Origin of the sequence: Streptomyces jumonjinensis (assembly GCF_009600885.1) — a bacterium.
Taxonomy (GTDB): Bacteria; Actinomycetota; Actinomycetes; order Streptomycetales; family Streptomycetaceae; genus Streptomyces; species Streptomyces jumonjinensis.
The window spans coordinates 49,599-64,271 of sequence record NZ_VCLA01000145.1 but is presented as its reverse complement, the minus strand read 5'-3'; the positions used below and the strand labels follow the sequence as shown (position 1 = coordinate 64,271).

The window sequence follows — 14,673 nt, the reverse complement described above, 5'->3', positions numbered from 1 at the left end:
GGCGGCAATCCGGTCGGGGGCCCGAGCCCAACGGGGAGGGTCCCGAACGCGCCCCGCTCTGACACCTTGCACCCATGTCCACGTCCTGCACTGACAGTGCACGAGATAGCACCGGCTCCCGCCACGCGGGTCGGTGCCATCGACACGAGAAGACCGCTCAGGGCCGGAAGTGCCACTCCCCGCTGTACCGACTACGGTGTGGGGCTTGAGGGCGTGGGTGATGTTGGTATGCGCACCGTCTGCGATGGGGAGGGCCGGGGAGCGGTGCAATCCCCTCCTGCGAGCCGTGCGTGCCACGACCGATGAACCAGCCGCGCACGGCAACGGAAAGAGCATGGCGGCGGTCAGTCCCCGCCGTGCCCGGCCGGATCCCGGCCCGGCGGGGAACCGAAGCACTGCCCGGCGTCCCGCAATCATGCAGCCGGTATTCAGGCGCTCGATCCTGTATCGAGCCCTACCCTGCATTCCACCGGCCACCACCGTGTGTACTCAACGGCGGTAGGTCTCCAGCAAGCGCCGTAAAGGACACACCGTAGCGACCGAACGGCTTGCCGGCGTTGCTCGCGCCGGACTCACCGACCCTCCGTCATGGCTACCTCCCACGTACCCGCACTGGACCACATGCGTCGCTTCGACAACGACGGCGGCTGCCCGAGCACGACCCGAAGGTCATTTACGGGATACCCCTTAACCTCACCTCATGCCTCTCACCGTTGATCAATTGACCGGGTACGTGGATCGGGATCTGCACAACGACCTGGCACGCTGGTTTCCCGACGAGCCACGGGTCGACATCCCGGCGTCGACCCGCCCGGTCGAACCGTTCCTCGCCAAGCTCCCACCCGACGCCGCGACCGCGTTGGCCGGCTTCGACCGCAGGGTCCGCTCAGGATCCTTGCCGCAGTGTCTCGACATATACGACTGGTCGTACGCCTTCGGCTTCAAGGCCAACGACTGCCGGATCCTCGACTCCGGCTATGAGACGGAGCTGTCCGACGACGATGTGTGGTCCATCGGCGCCGACGGAGGAGGCAACTACTACGCCGTGCTCACCAGCGGCCGGGTCGCGGTGTGGTTCCACGAGGAGGAGGTCATCGAGGCCGGTACGCAGTTCGACAACCTCGACATCTTCCTGTGGTCGATCGTCCGGTACCACGCCGTGCGTGCCGGCGTCCTCGACCTGGCAGCGGTCGAGGCAGACTTCCACGCCCTCGGACAGCCCGGAGCGCTGGCACCGGAGATCGGGCTCCTCGCCTCACTGCGCTGATGCCGGAGCGCCGGAAATCGACAGCGTCCGGCGGCGCCTGAGGGCGGGACGGTACCAAAGGATCCCGAACTGCCCTCCTATCGTTGCCACTGCGGCAGAGCTGCTGGTCGCGGGGGCACCGGCTAGGTGTCCAACGGCGGTTGCCGACCCCGAGAACGTCTCCGGCAGCCGTAAAGCACACACCGTAGCCGAGCCGGGCGATCCAGTTGGCAACGCTACTGACCACAGTGTGTGGCAAGCACCGAGGTGGAGAAGTCTCCCGTCGCGGATCGGTGGGCGGTGTGATGGCGGCGGGTGAGAAGGAAGACGATCAGTCCGAGCAACGTCATCAGGGCACCGGCCAGGGCCAGCAGCGGGTAATCGGAGGTCCGGGTCAGGACGATCCCGCCGACCGCGGAGCCGAGCGCTACACCGGCGTTGAACGATGCGGCCGCCAGCGCGGAGACCAGGACGGACGCCGTACCGGCCAGGTGCAGGACATAGGACTGCAACGGGGGCACCATGCCGAAGCCGGCGCCGCCGAGGAGCACCAGCAGAACGATGACAGCGACCACGGCGGAGCCCAGGGCCCACAGAAGCAGCAGGGAGACGATCAGCAGGCCGAGGATGACGATCACGGTGCGGGTCACCGACCGGTCCGCGTAGCGACCGCCGAGTGCGTTGCCGACGATCAGGCCCACACCGAACAACAGCAGCAGCCAGGTGACGGATCGCGCCGTAACGCCGGTCACGGATGTCAGGTAGGGGGCGATGTAGGTATAGACGACGAAGAGTCCGCCGTAGCTGAGGGCAATGGCGAGGAAGGCCCCCCACAGGACTCCGCCGCGCAGGACGCCGAACCCGCGGTCCTCCTTCGTGTCCTCGGCGCCCACTACGCCGGGCAGCACCAGCCACATGGCGACGGCGCCGACGAGTGCCAGGGCGGACACGACCCAGAAGGCCGACTCCCACCCTGCGGCACGCCCCACGAGATTTCCAATGGGGACACCGATCACATTGGACACGGTGAAGCCGGTGAACACCACGGCGATGGCCATGGCACGCCGGTCCGGCGCGACCAGAGCGCCGGCGATCGTGATCGCGATCCCGAGGAACCCGCCCAGCATCGCCCCGGCGAACGCCCGGGAGACGGACACCACCAGCAACGAGCCGGTGGTCGCGGTGATGACGTTGGCGACCAGGAAGGCCAGGGTGAGGCCGATCGCCGAGGGCTTGCGGGGCAGGCGCATCGTGGCTGCCGCGACGAGTGGGCCGCCGATCGTCGCACCGAGTGCGAAGCTCGTGGTCACCCAGCCCGCCCGGGACACCGACACCCCGAGATCCTCACTGATGAGGGGCAGCAGACCATTGGGGACCAGTTCGGCCGTCCCCAGGGCGAAGGCGGTGAGGGCAAGAGCGATGATCGGTAGAGGCATACCCACGATCGTGGAAGGTGCTCAGGTCAGCTACCAGATCCCGGCTCTTGCGCTCCTTGGGGAGGGTGGCACTCCCAGGGATATGGTCGCGGTCACGCCCACCGACCTATGGTTGACGCATGAACCATCCGGGTGATCTAGCCGTCTTCCTCCGGGCCAAGCGCGCCGTACTGGTGCCGGAGTCCACCCCTCTGAACGGGTTCGGGGTACGCCGACGGGTCCCCGGCCTGCGCCGCGAAGAGGTGGCCCAGCTGGCCGGGGTCAGCGTCACGTACTACACCCGCCTGGAACAGGGCCACAGCCGCAATGCCTCCGACGAGGTCCTCCTCGCGCTCGCCAGGGCGCTACAGCTCTCCGTCACCGAGGCGGAGCATCTGCTCGACCTGGCGCGCGCCAGACGCACGGCCACCACCACGGGCAGCGGCACGGAGACCGCCAGCCCGAACGCGCGGGCGCTGCTCGCCCTGGTCGCCGCGCGGCCCGCCGCCATCCTCGGCCGCCGCAACGACATCCTGGCCTGGAACGCCCTGGGCCACGCCTTGGTCGCCCCGCACCTGCCCTCCGACGCCCCCGACCATCCCGGCACCCGCCCCTCCCTGCCACGGTTGCTCTTCCTCGACCCGCAGGTCCGCGCCCTGTACCGGAACTGGGACCAGGAGGCAGCCGACTACGTCGCCTATCTGCGACTGATCAGCGGAAAGTATCCGGACGACGAGACCCTGACCAGCATGGTCGGCGAACTGTGCGTGCACGACGACGTTTTCGCCGGGTTGTGGTCTTCGGGGCGCGTCGGCGAATGCGTCGCCGGGACCAAGCACATGATCCACCCAGGCGCCGGCCGCATCACCGTCGACTTCCAGCTCTGGGCCCAGTCGGACCGCCCCGACCAGCGCCTGGAGATCTACGAGCTGCGCGACGACCCCGACGGGGCACGCACCCGCGCGTTGCTGAACGTACCGGCCTCGTACGCGACCCGGTAGCCGTGACGCACCAGGACCGCCGTGGAGCCAGGACCGCCGTAGAGCACAGACCACAGCACGCACGAACCTGTCGCCCCACCGGTGGGACCGGACACCCGGCTGCGACGGATGAGGCGGTCCCTCATCACGGGCAGGTTGATGGAGAGCGGTATGGCACCAGCCGCGGCCCACACCCTCGCCGGAACGGTCATCAGCATGGGTGAACCTGGTCGTTGACGGTGAACGGCACGGCGATCCTCCCCCCAACCGCCACACCAGGCGAACACCAGTGCATGGCTCGGGCGGCAGTTACCCCTGCCTGTAGGTCTCCAGCAACCGCCGTAAAGGACACACCATAGCTGCCTGTCCAGAGCCGTCGGCAAGAGCCCGGGAGTCTCCAACCAGGCCGTTCAACCCGAACCCGAGACCTCCGTACGACAAGAGCATGAGTGGTCATGCCGCCTGGTTCCATGCCGTGTCGTGAGATCCACGTTTCACCTGATCAGGGCATGTGCTGCTGGCAGGGTGCCGGTGCCCTGAGAGGCGGTTTCCGTGATGCCCCGAGACCGGCCTCCCTGGTGTTCCCACTCGCCGCAGGAGACGGTACAGATACCTACTCCGCCGCTGATCACGGCGACGGGCGGAATCACCTCACCCCACCTATCCTGTTGGTAGCCAGTTGGCTACTTTGTGGAGTGACCGTGTCGGATTCCCGGTGAGCCCAGCCTCCTCGCAGCGACCCGCCTTCCTCCGGCACCGTAGGCCGGGCGTCCGGCACCGGCCACTCCGGCAGCGAGAGCCGCCTCATCCCGGTCGCGGCAGCACAGCAGCGAAAGCCCGGTCCGGAAGCCGGCACGAAGCGCGGAACGGGCACCGGCCATCCGTACCGGGCACCTGAACGACAGGAGGCTGACATGCTTCAGGACGATCTCCCGGCCCCGGACACCGGGCTGCTGCTCACCCACTTCCTCACCGTGGCCGATGTGCCCCGCTCGCGAGCGTTCTACAGCGATGTGCTCGGCGGCACGGTGGTGCTCGCCGAGAATCCGTGCATCGTCAGACTCGCCAACGGCTGGATCATCATGAATCCCGGCGGCGGTCCCACACCGGACAAGCCCGATGTATCCCTGCATCCGCCCACCGACCCGAGCACCGCCACCAGCTTCCTCAACATCCGGGTGGCCGACATCAATGCCTGCCATCAGCTGTGGAGTGAGAAAGGCGCCGAGTTCCTCACCCCGCCCATCGACCGCAAGGCCGAACTCCGCTGCTACATGCGCGACCCCGACGGATATCTCATTGAGGTCGGCCAGGCCACCGGCCTCACCCATGGCATCTTCGCCGACCCACCCGCCTCCGGATGACCGGGTGCCCCCGCCCCTTGAGGCTGTGGACGCGGGGCGGTTTCGCCGGCCGCACCACCGGATCGCCGCAGGTCCGGCCGACCGGCTCAACCGGCGGACCGCCCACTCCAGGGCGGACCACGTCCGGGATGCCGGTCCAGGACAGGGCCCCGGCTCCAGGGCAGGGACGAAGGAGTACGAGCGGCCGTGTGCGGGCCGGTGACGTACCGGGGGCGGGTTCAGCCGCCGAGAGGGCAGCCAAGGCGGACGATGGGGGCGGGCAGAGGTACGGAGGAGGACTCATGAGGTCGGTCATTCCCGACTATCTGGCCGAGGCCCTCGGAGAGGTCGAGTCGGACACGTCCGGAGAGCCGGCGGACTACATCCCCGAGCTTGCGGCAGCGGACCCGGAGCGCCTCGGTGCGGTCTTCGCCACCGTTGACGGCGAGGTCTACGGTGCCGGTGACATCGACACCGAGTTCACGATCCAGTCGATCTCCAAGCCGTTCGCGTACGCGCTGGCGCTGGCCGATCGCGGCTTCGGCCCTGTGCTCGCACGAGTCGGTGTCGAGCCATCGGGAGAGGCGTTCAACCAGATCTCCCTCGAAAGTGATACCGGGCGCCCTTTCAATCCCATGATCAACGCCGGTGCGATCACCGCCCACTCGCTGGCCGGCCAGGAGGACATGAATCCTGCGGAACGCGTGGAGCGCGTGGTCCGCGGCCTTTCGGCGTTCGCCGGTCGTGGGCTGAGGGTGGACGAGGCGGTGTGCGTGTCGGAGATGGAGCACGCGCACCGCAATCTCGCCATCGCGTACATGCTCCGCGGCTACGGCATCCTCACCGGGGATCCCAGGGCCGTCGTCGAGGGCTACATCCGCCAGTGCTCTGTGCTCGTCACCGCGCGAGATCTGGCCATGATGGCCGCGACGTTGGCCAATCGCGGCGTGAATCCTCTCTCGGGCGAGCGGGTGATTCGCGAACCGGTGGTGCGTCAGGTGCTGAGCGTCATGTCCACCTGCGGAATGTATGACGCGGCCGGTGACTGGGCGACCCAGGTCGGCATTCCGGCGAAGAGTGGCGTGGCCGGGGGCCTGATCGGCGCGCTCCCCGGTCAGATCGGCATCGCCACATTCTCACCACGACTGGACTCCCACGGGAACAGCGTCCGCGGAGTGTCACTGTTCGGGAGGTTCTCCTCCGATATGGGTCTGCATGTGATGGAGGTCCCGGCCGCTGCGCGTGCCATCGTGCGGTCCAGCCATGTCGTCGGCAGCGGCCGGAATGCGGTCCGGGTCCTCCAACTGCAAGGCGGGATCGCTTTCGCCGGAGCCGAGAGAGTTGTCCGGGAAGTCGTGAACACCGCCCCCGCGGAAGTCAGGGTGGCTCTGGACCTCACGATGGTCTATTCGATCGATGACGTGGCACGGCGCATGTTGCTGGAGGTCGTGCGTCGGCTCACGCTGGATGGTCACGAGGTCTACCTCGTGGACCCGGAATCGATCATTCCCGATCCCGATCCCGGCGATGGTGGCCGGGTCACCGTCGTAGGCGATGTGGAACAAGCCGTGATGCGGCCGCACACGGTGGCCCAGCGCGGGAGCCGTCCGAACAAGGGAAGACTTGACGCATGAACGGTGACTGCCTCTTCGGCCGGCACGGGCGCGACGCACTCCGCCAGGTCCGGGCGGCAGGCCGCATGCTCAGCGGGCGGCGGGACCGGCACGGGCGCCTCGGTCGATCGCGCCTCTGCCGCATCACCCTCATCATCAGGTGTGGCTTCAACGGCGGTTCCTACCCTCGAAACGCCTCCAGCAACCGCCGTAAAGGACACACCATAGCTGCCACACCACAAATGCCGGCAAGAGCCGAAAAAGGGGGGAAGCCCCAGGACCGGGAGTTCGAGGTCTCGGTCGCCGTGCCCGCCGGCGGCGGCTGCTTCATCGAGGTCACCGACGAGAACGGGACCGCACCCGGCGCGGTGAACCGGGTCGACGGTCCCGGCGCCGGCCCCGCGCGCGGGCGGCGACTGCTGGAGGCCCTCACCGACGTGTGGGGCGTCTGGCACGGGGGCGGCGTGGAACGACGGTGTGGGCCCTGGTCCTCGCCCGTCAACTCCCCTTGCCCGCGGCCCCGGACGCCGATGACGACGAGGGCGACGACGGCGACGACGGCGGTGACGCGGGCGAGGGCCCGGGGCCGGGCCCGGCATCCGGGACGGGAGCCGAACCGCCTACCGAGGAGCCGCCCGGCGTCTCGCCCGGGTAGCCCCGGCCGCCGGGCCCCGCAGGCAGGGCGACCACGACCGCGAGCCCGCCCCCGGACCGTCGGCGCACCGTGACCCTTCCCCCGTGCGCGTCGACCACCCCCCGGACGATCGCCAACCCCAGCCCGCTGCCCGCCCCGCCGCCCGCCCGGAAGAAACGGTCGAAGACCCGTACGGCGTCCTCCTCGGCGAGCCCCGGACCCCGGTCCGCCACCACCACCGTCACCGTCTCGTCCGTGCGCCGGACCGACAGTTCGACGGGTGCGTCCCGCGGAGTGTGCACCCGCACGTTGCCCACCAGGTTCCCCAGCACCTGGCGCAGCCCGCACTCGTCCGCATGCACCAACAGCACCCCGTCGGCCCGTACCGTCACGGGCCGCTCCGGCTGCTGGGCCCGGAGGTCGGCCGCCGCGTCCCGCACCAGGGCGCACACATCGGTGTTCCGCAGCCGCAGTTCGGCGCGTTGGTCCAGCCGGGCGAGCATCAGCAACTCGTCCACCAGCCGGTGCATGCGGTCCACCTCGGAGTTGATCCGCGACCAGGCCCGGTCCCGGTCCTCGGGCGCGTTCAGCATCCCCCGGTCGAACAACTGGAGGTAACCGCGGATCGCCGACAGCGGGGTGCGCAACTCGTGGCTGGCATCCGCGACGAACTGCCGCAACTGTTCGGCGCTGCGCTCCCGGGTGCTGTAGGCCGTCTCCACCTGCTGGAGCATCGAGTTCAGCGCGATCCGCAACTGCTCCACCTCGGTGGCCGGATGGCGGCTGGACGGCACCCGCCGGGTCAGGTCCCCGTCGGCGATCGCGGACGCCGTCTCGACCATGTCCTCCAGGGGCCGCAGCCGGTGGTGCGCACCGATCATCGTCAGTACCGCGAGCAGCCCCAACAGGACCGTGCTCAACCCGAAGTCGAACTTCACCGCCTTGCGGATGTTGGTGTGGACGAACTCCGTGGACCCGGCCAGCACCACGGTCGTCCCGTCGTCCAGGGTCGCCGCCGTCGCACGGAACGGCTCGTCGTCCAAGGTGACGTCCACCGGCCGGTCGGACCGGGCCAGCCGCCCCGCGTCGTCCACGGCCGCCGCGAGATCCCGTTGCCGCCCGGTCGGCTCCAGTCCGGCGACCCGGATCGCCGTGCCGGACGCGTCGACGGCGACGAACTGGAAGTCCGAGTGCGGCAGCAGCCCTCGTTCGCCGCTGCCGGGCGACAACTCGTCGAGGGCGATGCCCAGGGTGCTCAGCGCCTCGATCTGTTGCAGGGTGAGGTTGGACTCCGCGATCGAGTCGCGCGTCGACGTCAGTTGTTTGTCGATGGTGTCGAGGAAGAAGTGGCGCATCCCCATCAGGCTCACCGTGCACGCCACGACGATGGCGCACATCAGCAGTGCGACGTTGATCAGGGTGAGTTTCGCCCGCAGCGAGCGCGCCCCCCGGTGCGGGAAGCGGCTCGGGACGCGGCGCCGGGACGCACGATAGGTCACCGCCGGGCCCTCAGGTGAGCCCATAGCCGACACCGCGCCGGGTCGTGATCAGCGGCGGCCCCAGGGTCCCGAGCTTGCGCCGCAGATAGCTGATGTACGTCTCCACGACGGTCGACTCGGCCGGGTGCTGGTACTGCCAGACGTGGCGCAGTAGTTCCTCCTTCGGCACGATCTGCCCGGCGTTGCGGACCAGGAAGCGCAGCAGGGCGTACTCGGTCGGGGTGAGCTGGGCACTGCGGGCGCCCCGGCGCACCGTGTACGTCGTCTCGTCCAGTTCCAGGTCGCCGTGGCGCAGCGGCGCGCGCCGGGGCAGGACGTCCGCGGGGCGGGTGCGGCGCAGCACGGCGGCGATCCGGGCGACGACCTCGTCGATGTGGAACGGCTTGGTGATGTAGTCGTCGCCGAAGCCGAGCGCGCCGACGACCTCGGCGGGTGCGTCCCGCGCGGTGACGAAGACGATCCCCGCCTCGGGCAGCGCCGACCGCAGTTCGCGCCCCAGTTCGCGGCCGTCGCCGTCCGGCAGCATCACGTCGAGCAGGACGGCGTCCGGGCGGACGTGTTCGGCCAGGTGGCGTGCCTGGCGGACGGTCGCGGCGGTCGACACGTCGAAGCCGTGGAAGCGCAGGGTGATGGAGAGGACGTCGGCGATGCTCGGCTCGTCCTCCACGACGAGGACCCGCGCCCCTCGAACGTCCCCGCGGGGCGGCTGGCTTGAATCGGTCATTCCCTCAGTATCGGTCGGCGCCGCGCCGCGCGGGCGGGTCGAAGCTGGGAGTTCCTTGTGAACCCTGGCAGTCGCCTGGGAGTCCTGGGGATCGGCTGGGAGCCCTGGGAGTTGCCTGGGAGCCCTGGGAGTTGGCTGGGGATCACCGCCTCGGCCTCCCCGCCGGGGTGCCGCCCGCTCGATGCTGGGCCCCTGACCCGGGGGAACGAACGACTTCCGGGCGACGGTCGGGGCGCCGCACGGGCACCCGCGGCTGCCGCCCGGACAACAGAAGGAGCGGACGACGTGACGGCATTGGCGCGCTGGTGCTACCGGCACCGGCTGGTGGTCCTGGTGCTGTGGGTGGGGGTGTTGTTCGGCGTGGGGGCGGTCGGCACCTCCGCGGGGAGCGACTACTCCAACGACTTCGCCCTCCCCGGGACGGACTCCACCCGGGCGAACGAACTATTGGAGAAGGCCCGTCCGGGCGGCGCGGGGGACGCCGGCACGGTGGTGTGGCGGGTCGCCGACGGCTCGGTGCGCGACGCCGACGTACGGTCCCGGATCGAACCGGCGCTCCGCGAGATCGCCGGCATGGACGGCATCGGGGAGGTCAGCGGACCCTACGCGGACGAACCGGGTGCCGCCGCCCGGATCAGCGAGGACGGCCGCACCGCCTACGCCGAGGTGGCGTTCGCGCAACGGGCGAACTCGGTGCCGACGGAACTGGCCGAGGCCGTCGTCGACACCGCACGGGCAGCCGCGGGCGACGGCCTCCGGGTCGAAGTGGGCGGACAGGCCATCGCCCGCATCCAGCAGGCCACGGGCGGGACCTCCGAACTCGTCGGCATCGCCGCCGCCGCGGTCGTGCTGTTCCTCGCCTTCGGCTCGTTCTTCGCGATGCTGCTGCCGATCGTGGTCGCCGTGTTCGGCGTCGGCATCGGTCTGTTCAGCACGATGCTCCTCAGCCACGGCACGGGGATACCCGACCTCGCCCCGCTGCTGGGCTCCCTCGTCGGACTCGGCGTCGGCATTGACTACGCCCTGTTCATCGTGACCCGGCACCGGCGCGCACTGCTGCACGGCGAGGACCCGGTGACCTCGGTGGGGGTGGCGCTCAACACCGCGGGGCGCGCGGTCGTCTTCGCGGGCGCGACGGTCTGCATCGCGCTCGCGGGCATGCTCGTGATGAACCTGCGCTTCCTGGACGGGGTCGTCATCGCGACGACCCTGACCGTGGTGCTGAGCGTGCTGGCCGCCGTCACCCTGCTCCCCGCGCTGCTCGGGTTCCTCGGGCCCCGGGTGCTCAGCCGCCGTCAGCGCCGCCGCCTCGCCGAGGAGGGACCCGAGCGGGGGGCGACCAGCGGGCTCGCCGTGCGCTGGTCGGGGCAGGTCCAACGGCGGCCGAAGTCCCTGGTGGCGCTCGCCCTGGTGGCGCTGACCGTGCTGGCGCTGCCGGTGCTTTCCCTGCGGCTCGGCGCCACCGACCAGGGCAACCACCCGGAGGGCCAGACCACGCGCCAGGCGTACGACCTGCTGGCGGAGGGGTTCGGGCCGGGCTTCAACGGTCCGCTCGTCGTCGTCGCCGAGGGTGCGGGACCGGACGCGGTGCGACGGTTGACGGCGCGGGTCGAGGGCGACGAGGGCGTGGCGCAGGTCGCCGCCCTCCCTCCCGCGGGCGGCGTGTCCGTCGTCCAGATCGTGCCCACCACCTCACCGCAGTCCGAGGACACGGACCGGCTGATCGACCGGCTGCGGGACGACCACCTGCCGCGGGCCGGGGTGGACGGCCACGTCGGCGGGGTGACGGCCGTGTTCAAGGACTTCGCCGAGAAGACGGGGGAGCGACTGCCGTACTTCGTCGCCGCGATCGTCGGTCTCGGCTTCGTCCTGCTGCTGATCGCCTTCCGGTCCCTGCTCGTCCCGCTCACCGCCGCGGTGATGAACCTCGTCGCGGCGGCGGCCTCCTTCGGGGTGGTGGTCGCCGTCTTCCAGTGGGGCTGGGGCCTGGAACTCATCGGGCTCGACCGCTCGGGGCCCATCTCGGCGTTCCTGCCGGTCATCATGCTCTCGCTGCTGTTCGGGCTGTCGATGGACTACCAGGTGTTCCTGGTCAGCCGGATGCACGAGGAGTGGATGCACACCCGGGACAACGCACGGGCGGTACGGGTCGGGCTCGCCGAGACCAGCCGGGTCATCAACTCCGCCGCGCTCATCATGATCTGCGTCTTCCTCGCGTTCGTGCTGAGCGGCGACATGGAGGCGGTGGTGGCGGGCGCCGGGCTCGCGGTGGCCGTGGCCGTCGACGCGTTCATCCTGCGCACGGCGCTGGTCCCCGCGTTGATGCACCTGCTGGGACGGTCCAACTGGTGGCTGCCCGGCTGGTTGGACCGGCGGCTGCCGCACCTGGCGGTGGAAGGTTCCGAGGTGCCGTCGGGCACCGGTCCGGTGGGCGCCGGTCGGTCGGTCGCCGCTTCGGAGCCCGGTGCAGGGGGCCCGGCGACCGGGGGCAGTGCGGTGCACGGCTTCGTCCGGACGGTGGAGGGCGGACCGGTGGCCGGCGCGGTGGTGACCCTGCGGTCGGTCGACGGCAGCACGCTCGACCGGGTGCGGTCCCTGGCGGACGGCTCCTACGTGCTCGCCGCGCCGGCGCCCGGTGCGTACCTGCTCGGCGTGACGGAGGAGGGCGGTGCGGAGCACACCCGGCGGGTGACGACCGGTGACGGTCCGCTCGTCCAGGACGTGGAGCTGGCGGAGGACGGCGTGGACGTGCGCTGACCGCACGCTGCCGGGCGATCGACGGGGCGGTGGGGTCGCCCCCGCCGCTTCCGCCCACGCATCGATCACAGCACCCTCCCGGCACGAAGAAGACTCGGACCGGAAGGGTGCATGCTCAGCTGGATGGCGCGCAGCTCCATCTGCGCGCCCCAGGCTTCCGTCGTGAGACGGTTCTCGCGGTATGCCTTCAGCAACCGCCGTAAAGGACACACCGGCAGCCCGGCATCCCACCAGACACCCGATCCGGGAGTGCGCCGTAACCAGCACCCGGAGGTCGGCCGCAGCCCTCGCCCGCTCCTCGGCGGTGAACTCTGCCGCACGATGATCGAGCTGCTCATTGCGTCTCATCGCTCAGCGTGTCCATTCCGTCGTCATACTTCACGAAGGCGCTGCCGAACTCCCAGTGACGCTCAATCTCCGGATCCTGCCGCGAGATGCTTGCGCGGGTAGTGCTCAATACACCGCCTCCGGCGGTCGTGGATACTGACCGGAACGGTAGCGAATGCGTAGATCCGGTTGAGGGCATGTGGGATGTCTTTCCCCTTGAACCGCCAACGCCCACCCAACAACCGGGTATCCCGGCCGCGAGTACAAGATCAGCGAACCCCGGAACCGCCCCGCCCGTCGCCGCCGCGGGGACGGAGCCCTGTCCGGTCACCGCCGGTTTGGACGGCGCCTGACGGTCAGGGCGGTGGTGAGACAGGATCCCGGCTCACGTTGGCGCCCGTGCCGACGGGGGGCCTTCAGAGGAGACGACCGTGATGAACTCAGACACGTCCGTGCAGGATGATGACCACAGGAGAGGCCAGTGCGATGACTCCGAGGGCCCAGAACGGCAGCAATCCGATTCGTTCACCCTGTTTCGGCGCTCCGAGGAAGGAGGACAGGACGAGCTTCGGCAGCTTCGGAAGGGGCCATTTCCTGAGCAGGCCGGCTGATGGAGCACGGTGCCGACCACCGCGGCCAGGTACCTGCCCCACAGGCGCTGAGGTACTGCCCGTAGATTCTGTTCCTGTCGGCTGCGGTCTGGTTCCCCGCGACGTCGGGGATGCTCCCCAGTTCAGGTGAGACCGGTCGAACCGGATCTCGCGCTCCCCGCATTCCGCGGGGGTGTCGTCCCGGGCATGCAGCCGACCGGAACGGCCACCGTCATCCGACGGTGGCCGTTCGTCATCGCCCCGGGATGTCCTGGTGGCCGACGTCGTATAGGTGGTGGCCTGAGGCGGCGCGAGTCCGCCTCGGGCCGATCGCAGGGATGACTGGTTCTCGTTATCCGGTTCGACCGGTCTCGCCTCGGTCGCGACCAGAATGGTCGCGACCGGTCTCACCTCAACTACTTGGGGGCATGCCGCTCAGTCGGCGCATGCCACGAATCCGGCCCTCCGCCGTGCGGCGGAGGTACTGACGGGAGCGTGCAGCAGGACTCCCACCTCGTCAAGAACCCCGACACCCGTGCACGCCGGCGCTGGACGCGGCCCGCTACGGGGACTCGCGGTTGGCAGCACAGATCACCGCTGTGCCGGTCGACGGTGGGGCGGAGCCGCAATGGGAGGCGGAGTGGGCCACCGGTTCTCCGGACTCCCCCGGGCCATCATCGGGGGCACGGACGGAACGGTGCGCATGTGGGACCTCACCACCGGACAGCCGATCGGAACGGCATCAGTGTTTCCGCTGCCGATCCTCACGCCGGCGACGGGCACGGCTCCGGACGGACGGCTCGTCGTGGGCTTCGGCAGCGACATCGCGGTGCTGCCCCCCTCCCCGCTACACCTGCCGACCCAGGAAATTCAGCAGCCTGGTCTGGGCATCCGCATCGGGAGCCGCAGGAACCTTGGCGCCAAACGCCCTCGGCATCCGGATGTCCCCGTCTTCTGGAACCAGAGTTTCCGTCGCCACAGCCACCGCCTCGGAATCCAGTACCTCGTCCTGACCGGTTGCCCGGGCCAGATCCCATCCGTGGATCAAGGTGTCGGCGCACGCCATCCGCCTCACGAACTCCTCGAACGGAATGGAGCCGAACTCGTCTCCCAGGAGAGCGGACGCCTTCGCCGGGTCACGCAGGGCGGCCTTGATCTCCTCTGATGCCGCATCCCACGCATGAGGCAGGTTCTCGCCCCGGCCGGGCGCGGAATAGCCCGATCCGTCCAGCCCGGCGACGGCTCGCCTGTGATTCGAGACCACGTGGACGACAACGTCCCGAGCCGTCCATCCGGGACACGGAGACGGGTTCTCCCACCTATCTTGCGGGCAATTGAGGATCAGCTCCCCAAAACGCTCCGCGATCCGTCCGTAGAGTTCCAGCACTGAAGATGCCACCACACCCCCTCTTTCCGGCTCGGCCCATTTCACCGTGCCGGCCGCTTCATCAACGATCAGACCACAATCTCCCATGGCGGCCGACCGATGCGGGCCCATGCGTGCGCTTCTACCGCGCCGGCCCCTCCCGTTCCCCCACGCCCTCG

General features: G+C 69.7%; 9 protein-coding genes. 5 read left to right on the top strand and 4 right to left on the bottom strand.

The window, feature by feature from the left end:
• Positions 1-700 precede the first annotated feature (700 nt).
• On the top strand, positions 701-1,267 hold the full coding sequence (locus FF041_RS17740; RefSeq protein ID WP_153523713.1) for a hypothetical protein: 567 nt from the start codon (positions 701-703) through the stop codon (positions 1,265-1,267).
• 215 nt (positions 1,268-1,482) lie between these two features.
• Here FF041_RS17740 and FF041_RS17735 read toward each other — a convergent pair whose 3' ends face one another.
• A complete protein-coding gene (locus FF041_RS17735) occupies positions 1,483-2,682 on the bottom strand; it encodes an MFS transporter (RefSeq protein ID WP_153523712.1) in 1,200 nt (399 codons plus the stop codon).
• Positions 2,683-2,801: 119 nt separating this feature from the next.
• On the opposite strand from FF041_RS17735, the gene FF041_RS17730 reads away from it, so the two are divergent.
• The 3 genes from FF041_RS17730 to FF041_RS17720 all read left to right on the top strand — a co-directional run bounded on the left by FF041_RS17730 (position 2,802) and on the right by FF041_RS17720 (position 6,618).
• Positions 2,802-3,662, top strand: coding sequence for a helix-turn-helix domain-containing protein (locus FF041_RS17730; RefSeq protein ID WP_153523711.1), 861 nt, complete (start codon positions 2,802-2,804; stop codon positions 3,660-3,662).
• 893 nt (positions 3,663-4,555) lie between these two features.
• Positions 4,556-5,005: a VOC family protein gene (locus FF041_RS17725; RefSeq protein WP_153523710.1), complete on the top strand. Its 450-nt coding sequence runs from the start codon at positions 4,556-4,558 to the stop codon at positions 5,003-5,005.
• A 281-nt stretch (positions 5,006-5,286) separates the two neighbouring features.
• Positions 5,287-6,618 (top strand): glutaminase, encoded by a 1,332-nt coding sequence (locus FF041_RS17720; protein WP_153523709.1) that lies wholly within the window; start codon positions 5,287-5,289, stop codon positions 6,616-6,618.
• 477 nt (positions 6,619-7,095) lie between these two features.
• Here the strand turns inward: FF041_RS17720 and FF041_RS17715 are convergent, their stop codons facing one another.
• Together FF041_RS17715 and FF041_RS17710 are read right to left on the bottom strand one after the other, a co-directional pair.
• Positions 7,096-8,730, bottom strand: a complete 1,635-nt coding sequence (locus FF041_RS17715; RefSeq protein ID WP_323391994.1) for a sensor histidine kinase — start codon at positions 8,728-8,730, stop codon at positions 7,096-7,098.
• 10 nt (positions 8,731-8,740) lie between these two features.
• Positions 8,741-9,454, bottom strand: a complete 714-nt coding sequence (locus FF041_RS17710) for a response regulator transcription factor (RefSeq protein ID WP_153523707.1) — start codon at positions 9,452-9,454, stop codon at positions 8,741-8,743.
• Positions 9,455-9,748: 294 nt separating this feature from the next.
• On the opposite strand from FF041_RS17710, the gene FF041_RS17705 reads away from it, so the two are divergent.
• A complete protein-coding gene (locus FF041_RS17705) occupies positions 9,749-12,211 on the top strand; it encodes an MMPL family transporter (protein ID WP_153523833.1) in 2,463 nt (820 codons plus the stop codon).
• A gap of 1,764 nt (positions 12,212-13,975) precedes the next feature.
• Here FF041_RS17705 and FF041_RS17700 read toward each other — a convergent pair.
• Positions 13,976-14,626: a TIGR03086 family metal-binding protein gene (locus FF041_RS17700; protein ID WP_228388307.1), complete on the bottom strand. Its 651-nt coding sequence runs from the start codon at positions 14,624-14,626 to the stop codon at positions 13,976-13,978.
• Positions 14,627-14,673 lie beyond the last annotated feature (47 nt).